The organism is Streptosporangium sp. CA-115845 (genome assembly GCF_050943795.1).
Classification (GTDB): Bacteria; Actinomycetota; Actinomycetes; order Streptosporangiales; family Streptosporangiaceae; genus Streptosporangium.
In genome coordinates this window covers 702,196-723,443 of record NZ_CP191988.1, presented here as the reverse complement: position 1 = coordinate 723,443, position 21,248 = coordinate 702,196, and the positions used below count along the sequence as shown (strand labels likewise).

The following is a 21,248-nucleotide window of genomic DNA, read 5'->3' as shown; positions in this document are numbered from 1 at the left end:
TCGTTGCGGTCCCAGACCCATGCCGGAATCTCGATCGGATTGAAAGCGTTCCCGTGCATTCCATCCTCCGGTCATCGGTTCCGAAGTGGTGCATTGCCGCAGAACGGGACTCTATATTCTCGGTGGTATACCTGCGCGGGATAGGGCGGAAAAGTTCGCCCGGACATTCTTTCCGGCATGACAACACCGGTTAAGTGCACGGAGTGCGACGGGCGCGGCTGGAAGATCGTCACTCGTCGTGGATGCGTGGCGGCCATGGGCCTGCACCTGGAACTCTCGGCGCAGGAGGACTGCATCTACTGCGGCGGCACCGAACAGCTCGTCGAGAGGTTCGAGTGGGAGGTGTTCATCACCTCCGGCGGAACCGACGAGCTTGGACCGTGCGGGATCAGTTCGGGGCAGGCCACTGCGATGGACACGCTCCGTACGGAACTGCGTCGGATGGAGTCGCCCGCAACGGTCTGGGGTCGCATCACGCACCGGGTCTACGACTTCGGCACCGTCTCCGACGACTGGACACGGCGGGTGATCTTTCACGCCACAGTGGACCCGGCCGGGTCGGTGCGTTTCGAGCGGCAGGAATCATGAGCGGGAATTCTCCCCGGCAGGGAGCGTCGTGCATGGCGCATCATCTCGTACCGGCTGCTCCCGGATGCATGCCTTTGACCTGGAATAGGTCGCGGCGTTTCGGGCGGGTTCGGGTAGTGGCCTGGACCTGTCACGAGCATCGGGTGACGTTTTACGAATTGTGCGATGCGGGCGGGCTGTCGTTCATTCGGCGTACGGTTCAGGACAAAAATCGGGTGACCGTATTTCATAGTGAGGCGTGGTCGCCTGCTCAGGCTCGGGTGGTGTGGATCAGGATTTTGGCGGGGCTGGCCAGGTAGCCGCCTGTGGCTGCCGCGCCTCCTGACAGGGCTGGTCTCAGCCGGTAGTGTGCTTGTGCAGACAAGTGGTAGAGCGATCGGGCGGTTAAGATGAGCAGGGATTTCGCCCCTCCGAAGTATGCCCAGGTGATGGGCGCGATTCAGGAGCGTATCGAGGCCGGGCAGTACGCGGCCGGTGACATGCTGCCCTCGGAGACGCAGTTCGTCCGGGAGTTCGGGGTGGGTCGCACGACGGTGGTGCGGGCGCTTCAGACGCTGGCCATGCAAGGCTGGATCGAGCGTGAGCACGGCCGGGGCTCATTCGTGAAGGGCCGTCCCGAGAGCGCCGCCGATCGCATCCGGCCGGGCCTGGCGGTAGCTGAGCAGGTCGAGAGCGGCGACATGGTGACCGAGGTTGCCCGTGTTCCGGCTCCCCGCCACATCGCTCGTCTCCTCGGTGTTGAGGACAAGACGCCGGTGATCTCGCGTCGGCGCGTGGTCAAGCAGGGTGGCCGGCTGTCGGCTGTAGAGACCCTGTGGTTCCCGCTGGAGGTCGCGTTGGGTACCGACGTCGACAAGCCCGAACCGCTGGCGCGTGGGGTGCGTCATCACCTCCAGGCGGTCAAGCACCTGCGGTTCGATCACGTCACCGAGCGGCTGACCGCGCGCAACCCGACCAAGGAAGAGGCGGAGTTGCTCGGCTCCTCCAAGCCTGTCCTCGGGGTGCTGGCCACCGTGCATGACGCTGCTGGAAGCGTGCTTCTCGTGATGAGCGTGGCTCTCCCTGGCGACCTTCACGAGCTCCAGGACGTCTACCCGGTGAGCTAAGTCTTCTCCACCCGCCTCACTCATTCACTTGTGCGGACAAGTGGGAGTGGGCTACTCTCAACTTAAGCGGACAAGTGAACAACCGGACATCTGGTTGCCGCTAAACGAGAGGAATCATCATGGCCATCCAAGGCCCCATCCCGATCAGCTTCACGCAGGTCTTCCCGCACGGCTGTTACGTCGTCGGTGAGGTCGAGCAGGTCAAGGACTTCGACGCCTCCTCCAAGGGGCGCACGGTCTACGCCAAGGACAAGAACACCGGCGAACTCGTCTGGCAGGTCGCCGTGATGGATGCCGATCCCACCGTGAAGGCCGGCCAGAAGACGGTCTCAGTCAAGATCCTGTCCCCGACTCAGCCCGTCGTCCCGGCCGCGCTGCCGGGCCTGCCGTTCGTGCCGGTCGAGTTCGACGGCATGACCGCAACCGCCTACGTCGGCCAGAACACCGGCCGCCTGGCCTGGTCGATCCGGGCAACCGCGATGCGGGCTCCCCGCTCGGTTGCGGCTTCCGCTCGACAGAGTGCTTCGGCCTCGGCCAAGGAGACGGCCGGTAAGGACGTGGCCGCGTGAGTGAGCACCAGCCCTACACCCGTGCCTCGATCTCGCTCGATGCGGACGGTACCCGGCTCGACATCTCGTTTCGTACCCCGGACCTGTCGGTCATGGCGCTGGGAGCCAAGAGCAGGCGGCCGTTCCTGAACTTGTCCACCGCACAGGCACAGGTGGTGATCTCCACCACCGGCGGCGGACCGGTCACCGAACGGGACGTGACCCTCGCCCGGCAGCTCGCCGACGCCACCGCGCGCTACCTCGGCGACTGCGAGCGCCTGCACACCGAACAGTCCACCAACCCCGACCAGGCCAAGCAGGACAAGGCGGCCTGACACGTAAGCGGGGCCGCCAGAAGCGCCAACTTCCGGCGGCCCCTCGGTTCTCCCTCTCACGCGAATTCAAGGAAGGCCCCCAGCCTAATGTTCAAGAAACTGCCCGGCGACGAGGCGCAGCACCTCGTCTCCACGACCCCCGATACCGCCGTCGTCTTCCGCCCGGCCGTCGTCCGTACCCCGGCGATCGTCACCATTGTGATCTTCGCGTGGCGGCTGCTGGCCGGTGCCCTGCGGCTGCTGTGGCGTCACCCGATCGCCTCGGCCGTGGCCCTCACCCCCGGTATGCTCACCTACTTCTACGGCTGGCGCTGGGGTCTTGGCCTCGTCGTCCTGGTTCCGCTCGGTCTCACCGCGTGGTGTCTCCTCGCTCGTCCGTCGTTCCTGCGCCTGGTGGGTTGGCGGCTGCTGGCCTGGTGGCGTCGGGTGTGGATCTATCGGCGGCACTGGCAACCAGTGATGATCATCTCCGGGCTCGGCCGTCACTTACGCGGCCGGGACTACCTTCCCCGCATCGTGCGCGTCACCTGTACCTCGTGGGCCGATGTGGTCACGGTGCGGATGCTCACCGGGCAGTCGGTCAAGGACTGGGCCGATCGCACCGACCATCTCGCCCACGGATTCGGTGCTCAATCCTGCCGGGTCTCCATCGCGAGAGCTGGCCGGCTACTGCTCGTCTTCCCCCGGCGCGATCCCCTCGCCACTCCGCTTCCGGCCGTACCGGTTCCGGCTGAGGCGTCGGTGGGGCCTGTGGAGGTCGGCAGGTGCGAGGACGGCAAGCCCTGGCTGTTGAAGGTTCACGGCACTCATGTCCTGGTCGCCGGGGCCACCGGGGCGGGCAAGGGCTCGGTCATCTGGTCGACGATCCGCGGCCTGCTCCCCGCCACCCGCGCGGGCCTGGCCCAAGTGTGGGCACTGGATCCCAAACGGATGGAACTGTCCTACGGGCGTGAGCTGTTCGGCACCCGCTACGCAGCCAGCCCGGCCGACTGCGCCGACCTCCTCGAATCCGCCGTGCAGATCATGCAGGAACGGGCCGACCGCTACGCCGGACTCCAGCGCTCCCACACCCCCACCCTCGATGACCCGTTCGTCCTGGTGGTCGTCGACGAGGTGGCGTTCCTGACCGCCTATCAGTCCGACAAGGGGTTGAAGCTCCGCATCTCCGCTGCCCTGGCCACGCTCACCACGCAGGGTCGCGCGGTCGGGTTCGGCGTCATGGCCGCACTCCAGGACCCGCGCAAAGAAGTCATGAACATCCGCAACCTCTTCCCCGACAAGATCGCGCTCCGGCTGGATGAGTCCGAGCAGGTGGACATGGTCCTCGGCGACGGAGCCCGCGATCGGGGTGCGCTGGCCGATCACATCTCGCTGATCCCCGAGCAGGGGGCCGGTATCGGCTACGTCCGGTTGGAAACCTCGCCCGATCCGATCCGGGTCCGCGCCGCGTACGTCTCCGACAGCGACATCCGCGCGATGACTCTGGGGGTGACCGCGTGAGGGTCTGCTTCTACGGCACCGACGAAGAGATCACCCGGGTGTGCGAGCGGCCCATCCTGGCCGTCCTGGGAACTCGCCACGCTCAGCCCGTCCTGACCTTCGAGCTGTTCAACGTCCGCGTCACCACCGACCCCTACCAGACCACGTTCCGGCTGTCGGCCGACCTGTCCGAAGTGGAGAGGGGCGAGCGTGACTGAGCTGGCCTACATCCTCGACGGTTTGCGCTGTGCGGCCTGCGGCGCGGTCGACACGCTGTGGCTGGACCTGATCCGCGGCCTGGTCGAGTGCCGCGAGTGCGGACAGGGCGCACTCCTCGACCCCGACCACGATGGGGAGGACCTGTGAGCAACCCCAACGATCGCGGCCTGTCGCGGGCAGAGCGTCAGAGAATGCCGCTCGCGCTGGATGTCGCGGTAGAGATCGCCAAACACAACGGCGTATGCATCCGGCCGGTGGTCCTGCGGCGGCTGGACACCTGCACCGGGCTCACCGAGGACGTCAACGTGCCTTGCGGGGCCACCATGGACGCCAAGTGCTCGTCGTGCGCCCGGCGCAACCGCTACCTGCGGATGGCCCAGTGCCGGGAAGGCTGGCACCTGGAAGCCGAACCTTCGATCACCCCGGATGAGCCCAACGAGGAACAACTCTGGCTGGTGGAGTTCCGCGCGGACATGCAAGCCCAGTGCGATGCCGCCGAAAAGGCCGGCGACGACACCACTGATCTGGACGCGATCCTCAGCGGACTGGATGCCGAGATCACCGCGGCCGGGATGCGCGGCACCCTGCTCGGCCGTACCACTGCCAAGCGCAACCGCTCGACCCGGCGACGCCAGGACGCCCCCGACCTGCCCAGGAAGGTCCGGCAGAACACCACCCTGGGACGGACGTTCACCAGCTCCGACGGGATGGTTTACCGACCGTCGCTGTTCGTCACGCTCACGCTTCCCTCTTACGGCAAGGTGCGCAACGGCGTGCCCGTCGATCCGGACGGCTACGACTACCGGCGGGCGGTCCGGGACGCACTGCACTTCTCCAAGCTCGTCGACCGCTTCGTGCAGAACCTACGCCGGGTCGCGGGCTATGACCTGCAGTACTTCTCCTCTGTCGAACCACAGAAGCGACTCGCGCCGCACCTGCACATGGCCATCCGGGGCACCATGCCGCGCGCTGAGGTCAAGGCGATCGCTGCGGCCACCTATCACCAGGTGTGGTGGCCCTCGGTCGACGAAGTGCGCTTCGAGGGCGATCACCTGCCGGTGTGGGTCGAGCGTCCCGCGCGGGAAGACGGCACGCCCTACGCGGACGGCCAAGACGGTGACTACCTCGATCCGGCCACCGGGGAAGTGCTGCCCACCTGGCGCGAGGCGCTCGACCGGCTCGACGCCGACGAGGAGGCCGAACCGCTGCACGTGGTCCGCTTCGGTGACCAGGTCGACGTTCAGGGTGTCCTCGGTGGCACCCCGGATGCCGACCAGTGCATCCGCTACCTGAGCAAGTACCTGACCAAGAGCCTCGGCGACACTCTCGACGCCGACAACCCTGCCCAACGTGACCACGCGGCCCGCATGGTCGAGGCGCTCCGCTATGAACCCTGCTCCCCGGCCTGCCCGAACTGGCTGCGCTACGGAGTACAGCCCAAGAATCCCAAGGCGGGCATGGCGCCGGGTCGGTGTCGGAGCAAGGCGCACAAGCCCGAACACCTCGGCTACGCGGGCCGGCGCGTCCTGGTCTCCCGCAAGTGGTCGAACAAGACCTTGTCCGAGCACAGGCGCGACCGGCGCATCTGGGTGATGGAAGCTCTCGGCCTGGCCGATGAGCCCGTTGACCCGCATCGCTACGTCTGGAAGCCCGTCCCGGCTGGCGACGGCAACATCCCCTCCCTGGCCCTGCGACTGCTGCGCATGGTCGCCGAACGCCAACGCTGGCGAGCAACCCTGCTCGCACTCCGAGAGAAGGCGACCGGACAAGATCTTTCGGCAATCAGGGAGGCGGCGTGAAGAAGAAGGACGACGACAAGCTCATGACCGTCCCGGAGATCCTCGACAAGCTCGGCGGGATCTCCGTCCGGACCCTCTACCGCTGGCGCGAGATCGGCAAGTTCCCCCGTGGCCTGCGACTGCCCAACGACGAGATCCGCCTCTACCGCAGCGAGTTCGAGGCGTGGCTTGAGAGCCTCCGGGAGGCGGCGTGAACACCTCGTACGACGTGAAGTTCTTCGAGATCAGCCGGAACAAGTCGAGCAAGACGCCTTCGTACGTGGTGCGCTGGGCGGTCGCCCGGAAGCGGTCCTCGAAGACCTATCGCACCAAGGCACTCGCCGAGAGCTTCCTGTCCGACCTGCGGCAGGCGGCCAAGCGAGGGGAGGCGTTCGACATCGAGAGCGGTCTCCCTCTGTCGATGATCAAGGCTAAGGATGCCCGGACCGTCCTTGAGTTCGTCGCGGCCTTCATCGAGATGAAGTGGCCCCATGCGGCGGCCAAGAGCCGGGACAGCATGTCAGACGCGCTCGCCACGGTTCTCCCCTCGCTGACCAAGGACCGTCCCGGCCGTCCCGATGCCGAGATCATGCGAACGGCTCTCCGGAAGCACCTCCTCCTCCCGGAGAGCAAGAGGGCCGAGATTTCCCCGGAGATGGCACAGGCGGCCCGCTGGCTTCAGTCCGCGTCGCTCGACCTGACCGCCCTGAACGATGCCAAGACGGTACGGCTGGCACTCGACGCGCTCGCCCTCCGCCTCGACGGCAAGGCGGCGGCTCCGAACACGATCGCCCGTAAGCGAGCCGTCTTTCATGCCGTACTGGAGTACGCGGTGGAGCTGGAGGAGCTGGACGCCAACCCGCTGCACAAGGTCACCTGGAAACCGCCCAAGGTCACCGAGACCGTTGATCCCCGTGTGGCGGTCAACCCCCGGCAGGCTCAAGAGCTGCTCACGATGGTGACCTACGTGGGCGGGCGCGGTCGTGGCCAGCGGCTCATGGCGCTGTTCGCCTGCATGTACTACGCGGCGCTGCGCCCGGCGGAGGCGGTCGGCCTGCGACTCCAGGACTGCCACCTTCCGCTCAAGGGCTGGGGGCGGCTGACGGTCGACATCTCCCGGCCAGAGGTCAACACGCACTGGACGGACAGCGGGGACGCTCACGAGGAACGGGGGCTCAAGCACCGGGGCCGTGCCGACGTGCGTCCGGTGCCGATCCCGCCGGAGCTCGTCGCGATCCTTCGTCGACACATCGAGGAGTACGGGACCGGCGCGGACGGGCGGATCTTCCGTAGCGAGCGTGGCGGCGTGATCGCGTCGACGGCCTACACCGAGGTGTGGCAGGAGGCTCGGAAGCTGGCCTTCACCCCGGCCCAGGTGGCCTCTCCCCTGGCCCGCAGACCGTACGACCTGAGGCACGCGGCGGTCTCTCTCTGGCTCAACGCGGGTGTCTCGGCTCCTGACGTGGCGGAGCGTGCCGGGCACAGCGTGGACGTCCTGCTGCGGGTCTACGCCAAGTGCCTCGACGGTCAGAAGGATCTGGCAAACAAGCGGATTGAGGACGCGCTGGTCGCGTGACATGCCATACGGACAGGACCCCGGAAGCGCTCCGGGGTCCTTCGGCGTTCCGGGGGCCGATTCCCATCTCAGGAGCGGCCGGAAAGTCCTGCACGACCTGGGAAAGCGCGGCCAAGATCATTGCACGCATATTGGTGGAGTGGTGACATGCGGCTGCTTCTGGCTGCCCGCGGCTGCATGTCCCGGAAACGCAAAAGAGGCCCCGGAGGGCCTCTGAGCTGCCAGTTTGGCTGGTGGCAGGTGCAGGACTTGAACCTGCGTAGGCTGAGCCGACGGTTTTACAGACCGCTCCCTTTGACCACTCGGGCAACCTGCCGTGTCCTCCGCGTACTGCGGCGACAGGAAAAGAATAGCGGACTTCCAGGGGTGACGTGACATCCGCGGAGAGCACCCGCCGATAGATGGGCACACTGGGACTTTTGGGGCGGGCGTTGTCGCGCGTGCCGGTCTTGAGCGGGGCGGGCGAGACAGGAGGGACGTCGCGATACGGGCGTGATACGGGGTTCGGCGGCGGGTATCGGGCGGGTGAGGCGGGTGGGCCGGAGGTGACCGGAGGGAGAGCCGGCCGTGGAGTGGGACGGCGGAGCAGGATAACGGGGTGGGACGACACGCTGTGGGCGAGGCGGGACACACTGCCGCCCCAGCATTGACAGGAGATGCTGGATAGGCTGATCCGTTACGTACGCGTCTACCGAACCTGCTCGCGGACGCCGCCGCGGTTCGTGGACCGCGATATTCGGGAGCCGGGCAGCGGGTGATGGTTCCAGCAGTTCAAAGGGGATTGGGCTTTGGCGGATTCATCGTTCGACATCGTTAGCAAGATCGATCATCAGGAGGCCGACAACGCGCTGAACCAGACGGTCAAGGAGGTCGGGCACCGGTTCGACTTCAAGGGTACCGGCGCGACGATCGCCTGGTCGGGTGGTCAGAAGGCCGTCGAGATCAGGGCCAACAGCGAGGAGCGCGCCAACGCGGTCCTCGACGTGTTCAAGGACAAGCTGATCAAGCGTGGCCTGTCGCTCAAGATTCTTGACGCGGACGAACCCAAGCTGTCCGGCAAGGAGTACCGCCTTCTGATCACCCTCAAGGAGGGCATCGACCAGGAGCAGGCCAAGAAGATCTCGAAGATCATCCGGGATGAGGGGCCCAAGGGGGTCAAGGCCCAGATCCAGGGTGATGAGCTGCGGGTGAGTTCCAAGAAGAGGGACGAGCTGCAGGAGGTCATCGCCCTTCTCAAGGGCAAGGACCTGGAGGTCGCCCTCCAGTTCACCAACTACCGGTAGACCGAGAGCCGGGCGGAGCTGTGACTCGCACGGTTACCGCCCTCCACTCTCGGACGCACACCGCCGACGACAGGCGCTTCGGGCCACTCTCCTCCGGACGCGTTCAAAGCGATCATGAGGCTTGAGTGGCCCAGCGCCACTCGATATCGGATACTCCACCGCGGCCACCACCAGAACGACTTCCCGCTTCCGAAGACGCACCGCCAGGCTCGACCATGCTCACCGGGTGCCCGCGACGGTTCCAGCGATGGACGTACGCGCCCTTCAGGCCGAGGCGAGGTGACGGCCCAGTCGCCTGATGGTCTCCGCGGCGAGCAGGGCGTGGCCCCGCATCGAGGCATGGATCATGTCTGAGCTGTACGTCGAGGTGTCGGCGCAGGCGGGGTGGCTCCACATGTCGACGACCAGCGCGCCGTGCCTGGCGGAGACCGCACTCACCCGCTCGTTCAACCTCAGCAGTTTAGGACTGAGCGCCTCAAGCTGAGGGATGGCCGAGGCGATGTTCATGAGGCGGTACGTGATCACTGTCGCACCGGCCGCCCGCAATCCGCCGATGATGGCGTCCAGCTCGCCCTCGACCGCGTCCATGTCGACCACCGGGCGGAACAGGTCGTTGCCCCCGCAGATCACGGCCGCGAGGTCGGGCCCGAACTCCAGTGCCCGGCCGAGTTGCTGTTCCCGTACCTCGGCGGCGACCAGGCCGCGCAGGCCGAGGTTCACATAGGCCAGGTCGGGCCGGCACCGGGCCAGCGCCTCCTGGGTCCGGTCCGCCCAGGGCAGGGTGCGGTAGCCGGGGGCAGGCTCACCCAGCCCTTCGGCGAGGCTGTCGCCGAGCACCGCGAACCGCTTCCACGGGGCGGCGGCGAGGAGCCTGTCGGCCTCCTTCGCGGGGAGGTGGAAATCATCGGTTGAGACGTCTTCGGTCACGTTCGTTGCCTTTCTGGGCATCGGTCCGGCCCGGCTGGGGGCCGAGCCGCCTGCCGACAGCATAAGAACGAACGATCGTGCTATCAACACCCATCAAGCTGGAAATTATCTGGTTGATTTAACAGAACGTTCGTGCTTAAAGTTTGACTCGCGAAGGACATGCTCGACAGCTGTTCCGTCGGTGTTCCGGCGCTGCTCGGCTCCGGGCCACGGCGGGCCGGTCGCGCCGGGGAGCACGGCTCGGGCGGCCCGCCGCATATGGTCTCCGCACCGGCTGTGGCCGATCAGGGGCGAGCCGATGTGCCGACGGGACTTCAGTGGACGGGAACGGTTGAGATGACACAGGACGGGCGTGTGGTGCGCGGGGACCAGACCCGGCAGCGAATCCTGGACCGCGCGATGGCCATCGCGTCCCAGGACGGGCTCGAAGGGTTGTCGATCGGGCGCCTCGCCACTGAGCTCGGGGTGAGCAAGAGCGGGCTGTTCGCACACTTCGGTTCGAAGGAGGAGTTGCAGATCGCGGTCGTACGGGCTGCCGAGGAGGTCTTCACCCGCGAGGTGGTCAAACCGGCGCTGCGGACCGCACCCGGCCTGCCACGCCTGGTCGAGCTGTGCAGGTGCTGGCTCGACTACTCAGAACGGCGGGTCTTCCCCGGCGGTTGCTTCTTCTACGCGGCGGGTGCGGAGTTCGACTCACGACCTGGCCGGATCCGCGATCTGCTGGCCCAGGCACGCCGCGACTGGCTGCGTCTGTACGAGCAGACCATCCGGGACGCCCAGCAACTCGGCCAGTTCGACGCGGATGTCGAACCGGCCCAGCTGGCGTTCGAGTTCGACGCGCTCGCCACCGCGGCGAACTCGGCCGCGCTGCTGCTCGACGACGCCTTGGCGTACCAGCGCTCGCGCGCCGGGATCCGCACCCGGCTGCGCGCCCTGGCCACCCGGCCGGAAGAGGTTCCCTGACGACTCCACAGCGAGACCCGGTCCGTCCCTTCAGGTCACAAGCCTCGGACTGCGCAGCCCCCCCAGCGGCGGCTGCGCAAATCGTCTCCCCCGGCATCGTACGATTCCGGGTGGCTATTCCTGGTCCCAGGTGACCTCAAGCCGGTGCACGCCATAGATGTTCATGTTGTGGCGCAACGGAACGTCCTCGGCCGGGACGGCCAGGCGGAGGGTCGGAAACCGGCCGAGCAGCGCGGGCAGCGCGACCCGCATCTCGACTCGGGCCAGCTGCTGGCCGAGGCACTGGTGGATACCGTGGCCGAAGGCCAGGTGCCCGGTGGCCTGCCTGCTCAGGTCGAGGGTGTCCGGGTCGGGGAACTTCTCCGGGTCGCGGTTGGCGGCCTGGACCGCGAGGGTGACCGTCTCACCCGCCCTGATCAGGTGTCCGTCCAGTTCGACGTCCTCCAACGCCGCCCGGACGTTGGTGTGCGTGATGGTCAGGTAGCGCAGCAGTTCCTCCACCGCCCGGTCGACGCCGCTCGGGTCGGCACGCAGTGCGGCGAGCTGGTCCGGGTGGTTCAGCAGGGCGAAGGTGCCGAGCGCGATCATGTTGGCGGTGGTGTCGAGCCCGGCACCGAGCAGGAACGCGCCGAGGCCGGCGACCTCCTCGTCGCTCAGGTCGCTCGCGGTCAGCTCGCTGAGCACGTCGTCGGTGGGGTTCGCGCGTTTGGCCTGTATCAGTCCATGCACGTACTCCTGCAGCGCGTTCCAGGCCGCGTACATCTCCTCCGGAGAGGTGTACGAGGAGGTCAGCGCCTTCGCGTGACGGTTGAAGGTCGCGCGGTCCTCGTAGGGCACGCCGAGCAGTTCGCAGATCATCATCGCCGGGACGGGGTGGGCGAACGCCTCGACCAGATCCACGGACGGGCCGTGGTCTTCCATGGCGTCCAAGTGCTCGGCGGTGATCTGCTCGACGCGTTCGGTGAGCACCCGCATCCGGCGAACGGTGAACCTGCCGGTGAGCAGCTTGCGGTAGCGGGTGTGCTCGGGCGCGTCGATCCCGGTGAGATCGCCGACCGGCGCGGGTGGAAACTCGGTGACGCCCGGAATCGGCAGCGGGAAGCGCATGAGCTCGTACCGGGAGCTGAACCGGGTGTCGGCCAGGACCGCGCGGGTCAAGGCATGGCCGGTGACCAGCCAGCCGACGTGCCCGTCGGGATAGGTCATCCTGGTGATCGGGTTCGCCTCACGGATCCGGCCCAGTTCCTGTGGCGGATCGAACGGACAGCCCTCGGGGCGGGTGACGGGCAGCGAGTCGACCGGCGGAATCTGTTGGTGCTGCATCGTTTCTCCCTGGTCTAGGTGCGGCTTAGCGGGCGGACTCGCGGTTGAACAGCTTCTTCGACCAGAGGTAGCCGCCGAGCGCGATGACGACGCACCAGCCGACCGCGATGACGGCGTTGTTCCCGATCGGCGTGCCCATCAGCAGGCCGCGCAGGGTCTCGATGAGCGGCGTGAACGGCTGGTACTCGGCGAACCAGCGCAGCACGGTGGGCATCGAGTCGGTCGGGACGAACCCGCTGCCCAGGAACGGGAGCAGCAGCAGCGGCATACCGACGTTGCTGGAGGACTCGACGGTCTTGCTGGCCAGGCCGAACGCGACCGACAGCCAGATGAAGGCGAAGGCCATCATCACCAGGACACCGATGAGGGCGAGCCAGTCGCCGGGCCCCGCCGACGGCCGGAAGCCGATGAGCAGCGCGACGCCGATGACCGCCGCGATGCTGAGCATCGTCTGAATGAGGCTGCCGATGACGTGTCCGGTCAGGACCGACACCCGGGCGATGGCCATGGTGCGGAACCGGTCGACGATGCCCTCGGTCATGTCCATGGCGATCGAGATGGTGGTGCCCTGGACCGCGGCGGTGATCGTCATCAGGATGATCGCGGGGGTGACGTAGTTGACGTACTCCGCACGTCCACCGGAGACGCCGCCGAGCCCGGCGCCGAGCGTGCCGCCGAAGACGTAGACGAACAGCAGCAGGAAGACGATCGGCATACCGATGAGCTGCAGTGTCAAGGACGGGTAGCGCACCATGCGCTTGAGGTTGCGGCGAAGCATCGTCGCCGAGTCGGTCAGGGCGTGCGACACGGTGCTCATCGTGCGGTCACCTTCTCCTTGTTGCCGGTCAGAGCGAGGAAGACGTCGTCGAGGTCGGGGGTGTGCACGCTCAGCGAGTCGACCTCGACCGCGTTCTGGTCAAGCCGGTCGAGCAGCGCCTTCAGCGACCTGAGACTGCCGTCGTGCGGCACGCGCAGGGCGAGCGTGTCGCTGTCGCGAGATGCCTGGCCCACGGCGCGTGCGGCGGATTCGAGGTCGCGCTCGTCGGCGAACCGCAGCAGGACGTGGCCGCCGGGAATGCGCCGCTTGAGCTCGTCCGCGGTGCCCTCGGCGACGATCTTCCCGTGGTCGAGCACCGCGATCCGGTCGGCGAGCTCGTCGGCCTCCTCCAGGTACTGGGTGGTGAGGAAGATGGTGACGCCACTCGCCACGAGCTCCCGCACGATCTGCCACATGGTGCGGCGGCTGCGCGGGTCCAGCCCGGTGGTCGGCTCGTCGAGGAAGATCACCTGTGGTGAGCCGACCAGTGTCATCGCGAGGTCGAGCCGCCGCCGCATCCCGCCGGAGTAGGTCGCCGCCGTCTTCTTGGCCGCCTCGACGAGGTCGAACTGTTCGAGCAGCCGGGCGGTCCTGTGCCTGCCCGCCTTCCGGCCGAGGTGGTGCAGATCCGCCATCAGGGTCAGGTTCTCCTGACCGGTCAGCAGGTTGTCGACCGCCGAGAACTGGCCGGTGACGCCGATCGCGGCACGCACCGCGTCCGGCTCGGTGGACAGGTCGTGACCCGCGATCCGCGCGCTGCCCCCGTCGGCGCGGATCAGGGTGGACAAGATCTTGACGGTGGTGGTCTTGCCGGCGCCGTTGGCGCCGAGCAACGAGAAAACGGTGCCACGCGGGACGTTCAGGTCGACGCCGTCGAGCACGACGTGGTCGCCGTAGGAGCGGCGCAGTCCGGTCGCCGTGATCGCGGATTGGGAGGGCATGGTCATGAGAACCCCTTCGAGATCTGGTCAGGAACGGCGGACGGTGATGTCGCCGAACGACGTGTGCGCGCGGACCTCGACGGTCCGCTCGGACTTCTCCGGTGCTTGGCCGAGGCCCTCCAGCGAGCTCTCCACCCGCCCGTACGAGGTGTTCAGGTCGAGCCATGCGGCGGTGCCTGCGGCGACACCGATTTCGAGGTGGCCGGTCGAGGTGTGCAGTGTGACGGTGTCGCGGGTGACCTGGCCGACGCGAATGGTTCCGTTGGAGGTCTTGGCGTCCACCATGGCGTCGGCCCGGTCGATGGAGATGTCGCCGTTGGCCGAGCGCACCCGCAATTCGCCGGTGACGGTGCCGATGTCGGTGTTGCCGTTGGAGTTCTTGATGACGGCGGTGCCGCCGATCTCGCCGATGCGCACGCGCCCGGTGCCGGTGGAGACATCGGCGTTACCCGCGACCGTTTCGACGGTGATGTCACCACCGGAGGTGTCCAGTCGAAGCGGTCCGGTCCGGTCGAAGCGGAAATGCCCGACCGACGCCTTGAGCCGGCACTCCCCCAGCGTGCCGACGCCGCGCAGGTCCGCTACCGACAGGTCCGCGTGCAGGTGCGAGCCGGTGGGAAGTTCGATCAGCACGTCGACCGACCTGGTCTTCTTGGAGAAGTCGAGCATGCGGGCCTTCGGCCCACGGACCGTCAACGTGCCGTTGGCGTACTCGACGCGCGTCTTCTGCGCGGCGTCCACGTCGGACTCGTCGGACTCGTCGCTCGGCCGCACCTCGACGACGGTGTCGGTCCGGTCGCTCGCGATGATCTGTACGTCACCGATGGAGAGTTCGATCGTGGCGGAAATCGGTTCGGGTGTGGCGAAAACCGGCATGGCTGTCCCCTTGGAATGAGTCAGAAGAACATCCCCGCTGGTCGGAGATGCACGAAGAAAGTGGTTCCGGGTGTCGGCGTGGGCTAGCGGGCCCAGCCGGTGTAACGCTGCGCGTTGCGCTTGCCGCGCCGGTCGGAGCCGTGGTCGCTCTCCGGGGCGCGCAGCGCGGTCGAGGCGGCCCGCACCAGCCAGGCGTTGAGCGAGCGGCCTTCCTTGCCCGCCGCCTCCTCGATCGCGGCCTTGAGCTGTTCCGGGAGGCGGACGTTGATCCGTGTCACCGGGCCGTCCTCGAAGCTCGCCGCGGCGTCATCGGCCGACACCGCGCCCGGATCCGGGGTGTCGGTGAGTGGTTGTTCCGCCTGCTGAGTCGTCACGACGAAGTTCGGGTCGCGTCCGCGCAGGTGCACCTGGACCGAACCGGGGGCCAGGTCTCGGGTGATCTCGTCGGCGGCCGCCGACAACGCCTCAAGCAGGGTGAGCCGGATCGCCGACTCCATCGACACGGTCAACCGCTCGACCAGCGCACTGGCGTCACCGTCACCGGTCTCGACGGCGGTCAGCAGCTCTCGACCGAGGGCGGCTACATACGGGGTCAGGTCCATGGCATCACTATGGCACACCGTGATGCCATCGACAAGCCATATTGGCTCAGATTGGCACCACTCTGGCTCAGGCTGGCTGTTCAGCCGATCACGACACGACGGGCCGACTCCGGAACTCGCACGTCAGAGCGTGCATCTCGCCGGCGAGCCGCCCGAGGGGGACCTGCGCGCCGGCTCTTGACGCAACTTTTCCCGCCGGGGCCCCATCTATCAGGGGGACGGAAGGAAACACCGATGAGACCCTCACGCGGATTCGCCGTACTCGCAGTCACCGCCGTAGCGGCCACCGGCATGATCGCCACTCCGGCGGCGGCGAAGACGGACGACCCGGCCAGGTACGCCTGGCTCAAGAGTTGCCCCAGGGGAGACGACAGCGTCCCCTGCGGTTCGTGGATGCTGACCCTGCGCAGCGGGAGGACCGTCAAGCTGCCCGACGCGCAGGTCCACCCCAGGTCCGCAGCCGGCAAGGTGGACAGGACCGCCAGCAACTCGATCTCCATCAGCGACGACGGCCGCTTCGTGAACTACTTCAGAGGCGGCGAACTCGTCGTCCGCGAAGTGAGCAGTGGAAAGGTCCGCCCGCTGCCGGGTGGTACCGCGAGCCCCCCCAAGGGGATCGGCCAGAGCGACGTGGACACGACGCTCTCTCCTGACGGCTCGGCCATCGTGGTCGACTACTATGACGCCGCGAACAGGCTACCGACCCTGGTCATCAACCTGAAGACCGGCGAGACGGCCAAGCTGCCGCCGAAGAACAGCCTGACGGGTTTCAGCCCCAGCGGGAAATACCTGCTCACCTCCCGATTCACCGATGACAACACCACCGAGTTCGTGGTCTTCGACGCCGAAGGCGACAAGACGGCGAGCCAGATCATCCCGCAGATCGTGTCCAACAACGCGCCTGTCGCACTGGCCGACGACGGGAACACCGTGGCCCTGGTCATCTCCAGCGAATCGAGCGGGCCCCGCCTGCGTACCTATGACCTGTCCTCTGACACCGTCTCCGAGGCGATCGGAATCGGCATGCCCAAGGGCGAGGCCGCGCAGCGTCTCTCCTGGGACACGGCCGGCTCGCTCACCCTCTGGACCAGCCGCAGCGACCAGGAGGGCGAGCCGGGCTCCACCGTGAAGCGGACGCTGAACGCCGAGACCGGGAGCACTCGCAAGCTGGACTCCTTCAGACTCAGGAAGAACGCGTGGGTCTGGTGGCTGCCCGGCGAGTGACGGTGAATTATCTTCGCTTTTATGGGGAAAATTCATGACAAGATCAATGACCGGCTGCGCGAGTTCATCGAAGCGCAGCCGGTCTATTTCGTGGCGACGGCTCCCGAGCAGGGCGGTCACGTCAACATGTCTCCCAAGGGATACGCCGACACCTTCGCCGTTCTCGACGACACCACCATCGCCTATCTGGACCTGGACGGCAGCGGGGTGGAGACCATCTCCCACCTCCGCCAGAACGGCCGGATCACGGTCATGTTCTGCGCCTTCTCCGGCCCGCCCAACATTCTTCGCCTGTACGGCACCGGCCGGGTCGTCGTACCGGAGAGCCCCGACTTCGCCACACTGATCAAGAACTTCGGCCCGCACCCGGGTGTGCGGTCGATCATCGTCGTCGACTGCGACCGCATCGCCGACTCCTGCGGCTTCTCCGTGCCGTTCATGTCCTTCGACAGTGACCGGACGCTGCTGGACGAATGGGCGGGCCGCAAGGATATCCAGGAGCGGCGTGCCTACCGGTCGAAGAAGAACCGCGAGAGCATCGACGGCATCCCCGGCCTCTCCGCCGAGGAGACCGACCCGGTCACCCAGCACTCCTGAGACCACCGCCGTATCCGGGCCGGCCCCCGAGGGCCGGCCTTTTCGCCCTGGTCCGACCGGGCCTTCTCCGAGGTCGGATGACACCAGTGTCAGTGCGCGGACGTTCGGCTCGTCGTGCCTGATGCTCCCAGACCTGGGAGAGGCCTTCGGGGAGGATCGGACCGGATTTTGACGGTCGGCGGAAGCCGTAGACGATCTCGGATCGCTATCGCGGATTCGGCTCGGCGTGCGGATGGTGGCGCGATCAGGACTGGCTGACCGGTGACCCACCGCGCCGCCTCCGCCGCCGGGCGCGCGTACCGGAGGCGAAGCCGCGCGAGCGCGCCCGGCGGATCGACGCCGAGCCGGCCGGGCTCGGTGGCCGGGAGACGCAGGTCACATTCGTCCATGTCACAGGGGGTCGGGCTGCCTCGTCTCAGAGGGTGTAGCCATCGACGACCACAGAGGAGCACACCATGGACGCGCGACTGAACTACTTCACCGACCCGACCGCCGGCAAGGTCCTCAAGTACTTCATGTCGGCGGGCAAGGCGCTCAAGGACTCGCCGCTGCCAGCCACCACGCAGGAGCTGGTGGCGCTTCGGGTAAGTCAGATCAACGGCTGCGCCGTCTGCATCGACATGCACACCAAAGAGGCCACCGCCGCCGGCGAGACCTCGGTGCGGCTGAACCTGGTCGCGGCGTGGCGGGAGGCCACGGTCTTCACCGAGGCCGAGCGTGCCGCGCTGGAGCTGGCGGAGGAGGGGACCCGGGTCGCGGATGCGGCCGGTGGGGTCAGCGACGAGGTGTGGGCGCACGCCGCCAAGCACCACGACGAGGCACAGCTCACCGCCCTGGTGATGCTGGTCTCCTTCATGAACACGGCGAACCGGCTGAACATCATCACCCGGCAGCCGGCCGGCGACTACGTGCCCGGGCAGTTCCACTGAACGGCATCGGCAACCGGCTGCGGGCTCCGGGCTCCGGGCTCCGGGGCTCGCGGCCGTCACTCTGGCGTGCCGGTGGTCCGGATGATCACCGGAAGATGCCTGCGCCGGCGAGTGCGGCCGGGTGAGAGGTCCGAGGAAAGGGGATTCGGCGTGAGCAAGGTCGAGGAGTTCGAGGAGCTGCGGCCGCTGCTGTTTTCGATCGCCTATCGGATTCTGGGCAGTGTGGGAGAGGCCGAGGACGCGGTGCAGGAGACCTGGCTGCGCTATGACGGCTTGGCGACCCGGCCCACGTCGACCAAGGCTCTTCTGTCGGCCGCGGTGACGCGGATCTCGATCGATGTGCTGCGCTCCGCGCGGGTGCGGCGGGAGGAGTACGTGGGCCCGTGGTTTCCCGAGCCGCTGCTCGCCGACCCTTATCAGGATCCGGCGCGGTCGGCGGAACTGGCCGACTCGGTGTCGATGGCGGCGTTGCTGCTGCTGGAGCGGCTCAGCCCGCTGGAGCGTGCGGTGTTCGTGCTGCGGGAGGTGTTCGGCTTCGGCTTCGACGAGGTCGCCGCGGCGGTGGGACGGTCGGAGGCGGCGTGCCGGCAGCTGCTGGTGCGGGCGCGGCGGCATATGGAGGCCGGGCGGCCGCGCTTCGAAGCGGTCCGCAAGGAGCGGGAGGAACTGGCGTCGCGGTTCTTCGACGCCCTCCGCGAAGGCGACGTCGCCGGCCTGCGGGAACTGCTCGCCGCCGACGTATCGGTGGTCGGTGACGGTGGTGGCAAGGCCCCGCAGCTGGCCAGGGCCGTCATCGGCGCCGAGAACGTGGCCCGGCTGCTCGCCTCCCTCTTTCCCCAGATGGCCCGGATCGACGTGACGTTCGAGCCGCAAGAGGTCAACGGCCAGCCGGGCGCGATCTTCCACGACCGGGACGGCAAGGTGCTCCACATCCTGGCGCTCGACGTACTCGACGGGCAGATCCAGACGATCCGCTCGGTGATCAACCCCGACAAGCTCGGGCACGTGGGCCCGGTAGCGGACGCCTGGGCAATCGACCGCGAAGTAAGACAGGCACGCCGGCGCACGGAATGACCGCAACAGCCGACCGCACCTTGAACCCCCTACGACTTCACCGGCAGGGCATTTCGCCATCCCGGGGATGGGGCAAGGACCGGCCGCACGCCCGCCGGCACTCTCATGTCGCTTGGCACATGACGGCACCGCCGGTCAGCCTTGACCGAGGCGTACAGTAGCCCGTACGTAACGGACGCCCCCCGAATGTCCGGAAGACTCGGGGGGTCCTCAGTGGGATTGTTCCGCCGCTTGAGTGTTTGCGTCGGCGTGGTCGTCGTGGTCATGGGGGCGGGCGTCCCCGCCCAGGCCGGGGGCGCGAGGTCTCCGGTCCGGTACGCGGGGCTCGACGGGTGCGTCTGTGCTCCGTGGAAGCTCTGGGTACGCGGCGGCAGGGTGGTCAGCCTCACCGACGCCCGGGTGTTCTCCAGGGGCGAGCAACGGGCTCCGCTGGCCCTGTCGCCCAACGGGAGGTATGTCACTTATTTCCAGCTCGGCGACGGGGCGCTGGTGGTACGGGAGATGGCGACCGGCGAGATACGCACGGTGCCCGGCGTGAAGTGGTCGAGCACCATGCGCGCGGCGCGGATCGAACTCTCTCCCGGCGGGCGGTACGTGGTGCTGGGCATCCGGTGGGGGCACCGGATCCTGGACACGTACAGCGGTGAGAGTGTCCCGGTGCCGCCGGGGCTGCGGCCCTGGAGCTTCAGCCCCGACGCGAGGTTCGTGCTGGTGGTGGACGACTCGTTCCAGGCGGGGATCTACTCGATGTCGCCCTTCGCCGAGTGGGGACGTGTCCCGGTGGGAGGCGCGCTCGGTCCTGACGGGGAGACCGTGGCCCATTTCACGGCGAGTGACGCGGGGATCGGCCTGTGGGACGTGTCCGCGGGCGGCGCGCTGAGGCGCGGCCCCATCCCCGTGCCCCGTGGCAGGACCCCTACCAGGCTGCGTTGGAACGGCAAGGGCCACCTCGACCTGCAGACGGTCACCCCGCGCAGGTTGAGGAGAGGGGGAGGCACTCGCTACGCCTGGTATCGGGTGGACCCGGAGTCAGGCCGGACGGAGCGGATCGGCGGCTTCATCGTGCCCGGATCCGTCCACAACCCGATCATCACCGGTCTGACGCCCTGACCCGCCTCATCCGGCGGGGTCAGCGGCGGCAATCTGCCAGGGGCTCTCGCGTCAACCGGTCAGCGGCGGTACCCGGCCATGCGCTCCAGGCGGGCGACGCGCTCGGCGGTGGGCGGGTGGGTGGAGAACATCCGGCCGAGCCCCGCGCCGCGGAAGGGGTTGGCGATCATCAGGTGGGAGGCGGAGGCGATCCGCCCGTTCTCCGGGAGGGGCAGATGGCGGGTGCCCATCTCGATCTTTCTCAGTGCCGAGGCGAGTGCCAGCGGATCGCCGGTCAGCCGGGCCCCTGACTCATCCGCCTGGTATTCGCGGGAGCGGGAGATGGCCATCTGGATCATCCCGGCCGCGACCGGGCCCAGCACGATCATGAGGAGTGCGCCGATGAATCCGGGCCCCTCGTCGTCCTCTCCGCCACCGAAGAACAACCCGACGTAGCCGAGATAGGTGATCATGGTGGCGAGCGCTCCGGCCACCGAGGAGATCAGGATGTCGCGGTTGTAGACGTGGGAGAGCTCGTGCCCGATGACACCGCGTAGCTCGCGCTCGTCGAGTATCTGAGTGATCCCGTAGGTGACGCAGACGGCGGCGTTACGAGGGTTGCGCCCCGTCGCGAAGGCGTTGGGCTGCATGGTCGGTGAGACGTAGAGCCGGGGCATGGGCTGGCGGGCCTCGGTGGAGAGCTCACGCACGATCCGGTAGAGCAGCGGCTGCTCGACCTCACTCACCGGCCGGGCACGCATGGCCGACAGCGCGATGCGGTCGGAGAGGAAATAGGCGGCACCGTTGGTCACCAGCGCGACCAGAACCGCGATCTGCACGCCTGCGCCACCTCCGAACCACGCCCCCACCGCGATGATCACCGCGGACAGTGCGCCGAGAAGGACCGCGGTACGCAGACCGTTGTGATGCACTACACCCCCCTTTCGGTTGATGCCGATTCACCTGTGACAACG

At 67.6% G+C, this 21,248-nt stretch carries 24 protein-coding genes and 1 tRNA gene; 17 read left to right on the top strand and 8 right to left on the bottom strand.

Annotated elements, in window-relative coordinates:
• Positions 1-177: 177 nt before the first annotated feature.
• The 10 genes from ACQP0P_RS05490 (at position 178) to ACQP0P_RS05445 (ending at position 7,629) form a co-directional block, all read left to right on the top strand.
• Complete coding sequence (locus ACQP0P_RS05490; RefSeq protein WP_364227483.1) at positions 178-588, top strand: hypothetical protein; 411 nt, start codon at positions 178-180, stop codon at positions 586-588.
• Positions 589-977: 389 nt separating this feature from the next.
• Positions 978-1,694, top strand: coding sequence for a GntR family transcriptional regulator (locus ACQP0P_RS05485; RefSeq protein WP_433371734.1), 717 nt, complete (start codon positions 978-980; stop codon positions 1,692-1,694).
• A 119-nt stretch (positions 1,695-1,813) separates the two neighbouring features.
• Positions 1,814-2,263, top strand: a complete 450-nt coding sequence (locus tag ACQP0P_RS05480; RefSeq protein ID WP_433371731.1) for a plasmid replication, integration and excision activator — start codon at positions 1,814-1,816, stop codon at positions 2,261-2,263.
• The gene (locus tag ACQP0P_RS05475) at positions 2,260-2,577 is read left to right on the top strand and encodes a hypothetical protein (protein ID WP_433371728.1); all 318 of its coding nucleotides are present in this window, start codon (positions 2,260-2,262) and stop codon (positions 2,575-2,577) included. Before ACQP0P_RS05480 ends, ACQP0P_RS05475 begins: the two co-directional genes overlap by 4 nt.
• Before the next feature lie 87 nt (positions 2,578-2,664).
• Positions 2,665-4,077, top strand: coding sequence for an FtsK/SpoIIIE domain-containing protein (locus ACQP0P_RS05470; RefSeq protein ID WP_433371725.1), 1,413 nt, complete (start codon positions 2,665-2,667; stop codon positions 4,075-4,077).
• Positions 4,074-4,274, top strand: a complete 201-nt coding sequence (locus ACQP0P_RS05465; protein WP_433371722.1) for a hypothetical protein — start codon at positions 4,074-4,076, stop codon at positions 4,272-4,274. The genes ACQP0P_RS05470 and ACQP0P_RS05465 overlap by 4 nt, the downstream gene beginning before the upstream one ends.
• On the top strand, positions 4,267-4,422 hold the full coding sequence (locus ACQP0P_RS05460; protein ID WP_433371719.1) for a hypothetical protein: 156 nt from the start codon (positions 4,267-4,269) through the stop codon (positions 4,420-4,422). The genes ACQP0P_RS05465 and ACQP0P_RS05460 overlap by 8 nt, the downstream gene beginning before the upstream one ends.
• A complete protein-coding gene (locus ACQP0P_RS05455; RefSeq protein ID WP_433371716.1) occupies positions 4,419-6,074 on the top strand; it encodes a replication initiator in 1,656 nt (551 codons plus the stop codon). The genes ACQP0P_RS05460 and ACQP0P_RS05455 overlap by 4 nt, the downstream gene beginning before the upstream one ends.
• Positions 6,075-6,097: 23 nt before the next feature.
• Complete coding sequence (locus ACQP0P_RS05450) at positions 6,098-6,268, top strand: helix-turn-helix transcriptional regulator (protein WP_433381705.1); 171 nt, start codon at positions 6,098-6,100, stop codon at positions 6,266-6,268.
• The gene (locus ACQP0P_RS05445; protein ID WP_433371713.1) at positions 6,265-7,629 is read left to right on the top strand and encodes a tyrosine-type recombinase/integrase; all 1,365 of its coding nucleotides are present in this window, start codon (positions 6,265-6,267) and stop codon (positions 7,627-7,629) included. Before ACQP0P_RS05450 ends, ACQP0P_RS05445 begins: the two co-directional genes overlap by 4 nt.
• A 231-nt stretch (positions 7,630-7,860) precedes the next feature.
• Here ACQP0P_RS05445 and ACQP0P_RS05440 read toward each other — a convergent pair.
• Positions 7,861-7,945 (bottom strand) — tRNA-Tyr (locus ACQP0P_RS05440).
• A 472-nt stretch (positions 7,946-8,417) separates the two neighbouring features.
• Between ACQP0P_RS05440 and ACQP0P_RS05435 the strand changes: the two genes are divergently transcribed.
• On the top strand, positions 8,418-8,912 hold the full coding sequence (locus ACQP0P_RS05435) for a YajQ family cyclic di-GMP-binding protein (protein WP_030925087.1): 495 nt from the start codon (positions 8,418-8,420) through the stop codon (positions 8,910-8,912).
• A 264-nt stretch (positions 8,913-9,176) separates the two neighbouring features.
• On the opposite strand, the gene ACQP0P_RS05430 is transcribed toward ACQP0P_RS05435, so the two are convergent.
• Positions 9,177-9,839, bottom strand: a complete 663-nt coding sequence (locus ACQP0P_RS05430) for an SGNH/GDSL hydrolase family protein (RefSeq protein ID WP_433371709.1) — start codon at positions 9,837-9,839, stop codon at positions 9,177-9,179.
• Between the two features lie 336 nt (positions 9,840-10,175).
• Here ACQP0P_RS05430 and ACQP0P_RS05425 point away from each other — a divergent pair, with 336 nt between their 5' ends.
• Positions 10,176-10,802, top strand: a complete 627-nt coding sequence (locus ACQP0P_RS05425) for a TetR/AcrR family transcriptional regulator (protein ID WP_433371706.1) — start codon at positions 10,176-10,178, stop codon at positions 10,800-10,802.
• A 114-nt stretch (positions 10,803-10,916) separates the two neighbouring features.
• Here the strand turns inward: ACQP0P_RS05425 and ACQP0P_RS05420 are convergent, their stop codons facing one another.
• The 5 genes from ACQP0P_RS05420 to ACQP0P_RS05400 form a co-directional block, all read right to left on the bottom strand.
• On the bottom strand, positions 10,917-12,125 hold the full coding sequence (locus tag ACQP0P_RS05420) for a cytochrome P450 (RefSeq protein ID WP_433371703.1): 1,209 nt from the start codon (positions 12,123-12,125) through the stop codon (positions 10,917-10,919).
• A gap of 25 nt (positions 12,126-12,150) precedes the next feature.
• Positions 12,151-12,942, bottom strand: a complete 792-nt coding sequence (locus ACQP0P_RS05415; protein ID WP_433371700.1) for an ABC transporter permease — start codon at positions 12,940-12,942, stop codon at positions 12,151-12,153.
• Positions 12,939-13,889: an ATP-binding cassette domain-containing protein gene (locus ACQP0P_RS05410; protein ID WP_433371697.1), complete on the bottom strand. Its 951-nt coding sequence runs from the start codon at positions 13,887-13,889 to the stop codon at positions 12,939-12,941. The genes ACQP0P_RS05415 and ACQP0P_RS05410 overlap by 4 nt, the downstream gene beginning before the upstream one ends.
• A 21-nt stretch (positions 13,890-13,910) precedes the next feature.
• Complete coding sequence (locus tag ACQP0P_RS05405; RefSeq protein ID WP_433371694.1) at positions 13,911-14,759, bottom strand: DUF4097 family beta strand repeat-containing protein; 849 nt, start codon at positions 14,757-14,759, stop codon at positions 13,911-13,913.
• An 83-nt stretch (positions 14,760-14,842) separates the two neighbouring features.
• Positions 14,843-15,361 (bottom strand): YlcI/YnfO family protein, encoded by a 519-nt coding sequence (locus ACQP0P_RS05400; protein WP_433371691.1) that lies wholly within the window; start codon positions 15,359-15,361, stop codon positions 14,843-14,845.
• Positions 15,362-15,595: 234 nt separating this feature from the next.
• Between ACQP0P_RS05400 and ACQP0P_RS05395 the strand changes: the two genes are divergently transcribed.
• The 5 genes from ACQP0P_RS05395 to ACQP0P_RS05375 all read left to right on the top strand — a co-directional run bounded on the left by ACQP0P_RS05395 (position 15,596) and on the right by ACQP0P_RS05375 (position 20,295).
• Positions 15,596-16,585: a hypothetical protein gene (locus tag ACQP0P_RS05395; RefSeq protein ID WP_433371688.1), complete on the top strand. Its 990-nt coding sequence runs from the start codon at positions 15,596-15,598 to the stop codon at positions 16,583-16,585.
• A 21-nt stretch (positions 16,586-16,606) separates the two neighbouring features.
• Complete coding sequence (locus tag ACQP0P_RS05390) at positions 16,607-17,182, top strand: pyridoxamine 5'-phosphate oxidase family protein (protein WP_433371685.1); 576 nt, start codon at positions 16,607-16,609, stop codon at positions 17,180-17,182.
• Positions 17,183-17,637: 455 nt separating this feature from the next.
• On the top strand, positions 17,638-18,111 hold the full coding sequence (locus tag ACQP0P_RS05385) for a carboxymuconolactone decarboxylase family protein (RefSeq protein WP_433371682.1): 474 nt from the start codon (positions 17,638-17,640) through the stop codon (positions 18,109-18,111).
• A 150-nt stretch (positions 18,112-18,261) separates the two neighbouring features.
• A complete protein-coding gene (locus tag ACQP0P_RS05380; RefSeq protein WP_433371679.1) occupies positions 18,262-19,185 on the top strand; it encodes an RNA polymerase sigma-70 factor in 924 nt (307 codons plus the stop codon).
• A gap of 231 nt (positions 19,186-19,416) precedes the next feature.
• On the top strand, positions 19,417-20,295 hold the full coding sequence (locus ACQP0P_RS05375) for a hypothetical protein (protein ID WP_433371676.1): 879 nt from the start codon (positions 19,417-19,419) through the stop codon (positions 20,293-20,295).
• A 59-nt stretch (positions 20,296-20,354) separates the two neighbouring features.
• Here ACQP0P_RS05375 and htpX read toward each other — a convergent pair whose 3' ends face one another.
• Positions 20,355-21,206 carry a zinc metalloprotease HtpX gene (gene htpX, locus ACQP0P_RS05370; protein WP_433371673.1) on the bottom strand — a complete coding sequence of 284 codons (852 nt, stop codon included), beginning with the start codon at positions 21,204-21,206 and terminating at the stop codon, positions 20,355-20,357.
• Positions 21,207-21,248: the final 42 nt, after the last annotated feature.

Excerpts from the sequence above, each read along its gene's own strand:
- ACQP0P_RS05450 (WP_433381705.1), top strand. The coding sequence starts at position 6,098 with ATGACCGTCCCGGAGATCCTCGACAAGCTCGGCGGGATCTCCGTCCGG.
- ACQP0P_RS05410 (WP_433371697.1), bottom strand. The coding sequence starts at position 13,889 with ATGACCATGCCCTCCCAATCCGCGATCACGGCGACCGGACTGCGCCGC.
- ACQP0P_RS05425 (WP_433371706.1), top strand. The coding sequence starts at position 10,176 with ATGACACAGGACGGGCGTGTGGTGCGCGGGGACCAGACCCGGCAGCGA.
- ACQP0P_RS05480 (WP_433371731.1), top strand. The coding sequence starts at position 1,814 with ATGGCCATCCAAGGCCCCATCCCGATCAGCTTCACGCAGGTCTTCCCG.
- ACQP0P_RS05390 (WP_433371685.1), top strand. The coding sequence starts at position 16,607 with ATGGGGAAAATTCATGACAAGATCAATGACCGGCTGCGCGAGTTCATC.
- ACQP0P_RS05415 (WP_433371700.1), bottom strand. The coding sequence starts at position 12,942 with ATGAGCACCGTGTCGCACGCCCTGACCGACTCGGCGACGATGCTTCGC.
- ACQP0P_RS05485 (WP_433371734.1), top strand. The coding sequence starts at position 978 with ATGAGCAGGGATTTCGCCCCTCCGAAGTATGCCCAGGTGATGGGCGCG.
- ACQP0P_RS05385 (WP_433371682.1), top strand. The coding sequence starts at position 17,638 with ATGGACGCGCGACTGAACTACTTCACCGACCCGACCGCCGGCAAGGTC.
- ACQP0P_RS05395 (WP_433371688.1), top strand. The coding sequence starts at position 15,596 with ATGAGACCCTCACGCGGATTCGCCGTACTCGCAGTCACCGCCGTAGCG.
- ACQP0P_RS05490 (WP_364227483.1), top strand. The coding sequence starts at position 178 with ATGACAACACCGGTTAAGTGCACGGAGTGCGACGGGCGCGGCTGGAAG.
- ACQP0P_RS05405 (WP_433371694.1), bottom strand. The coding sequence starts at position 14,759 with ATGCCGGTTTTCGCCACACCCGAACCGATTTCCGCCACGATCGAACTC.
- ACQP0P_RS05420 (WP_433371703.1), bottom strand. The coding sequence starts at position 12,125 with ATGCAGCACCAACAGATTCCGCCGGTCGACTCGCTGCCCGTCACCCGC.
- ACQP0P_RS05470 (WP_433371725.1), top strand. The coding sequence starts at position 2,665 with ATGTTCAAGAAACTGCCCGGCGACGAGGCGCAGCACCTCGTCTCCACG.
- ACQP0P_RS05400 (WP_433371691.1), bottom strand. The coding sequence starts at position 15,361 with ATGGACCTGACCCCGTATGTAGCCGCCCTCGGTCGAGAGCTGCTGACC.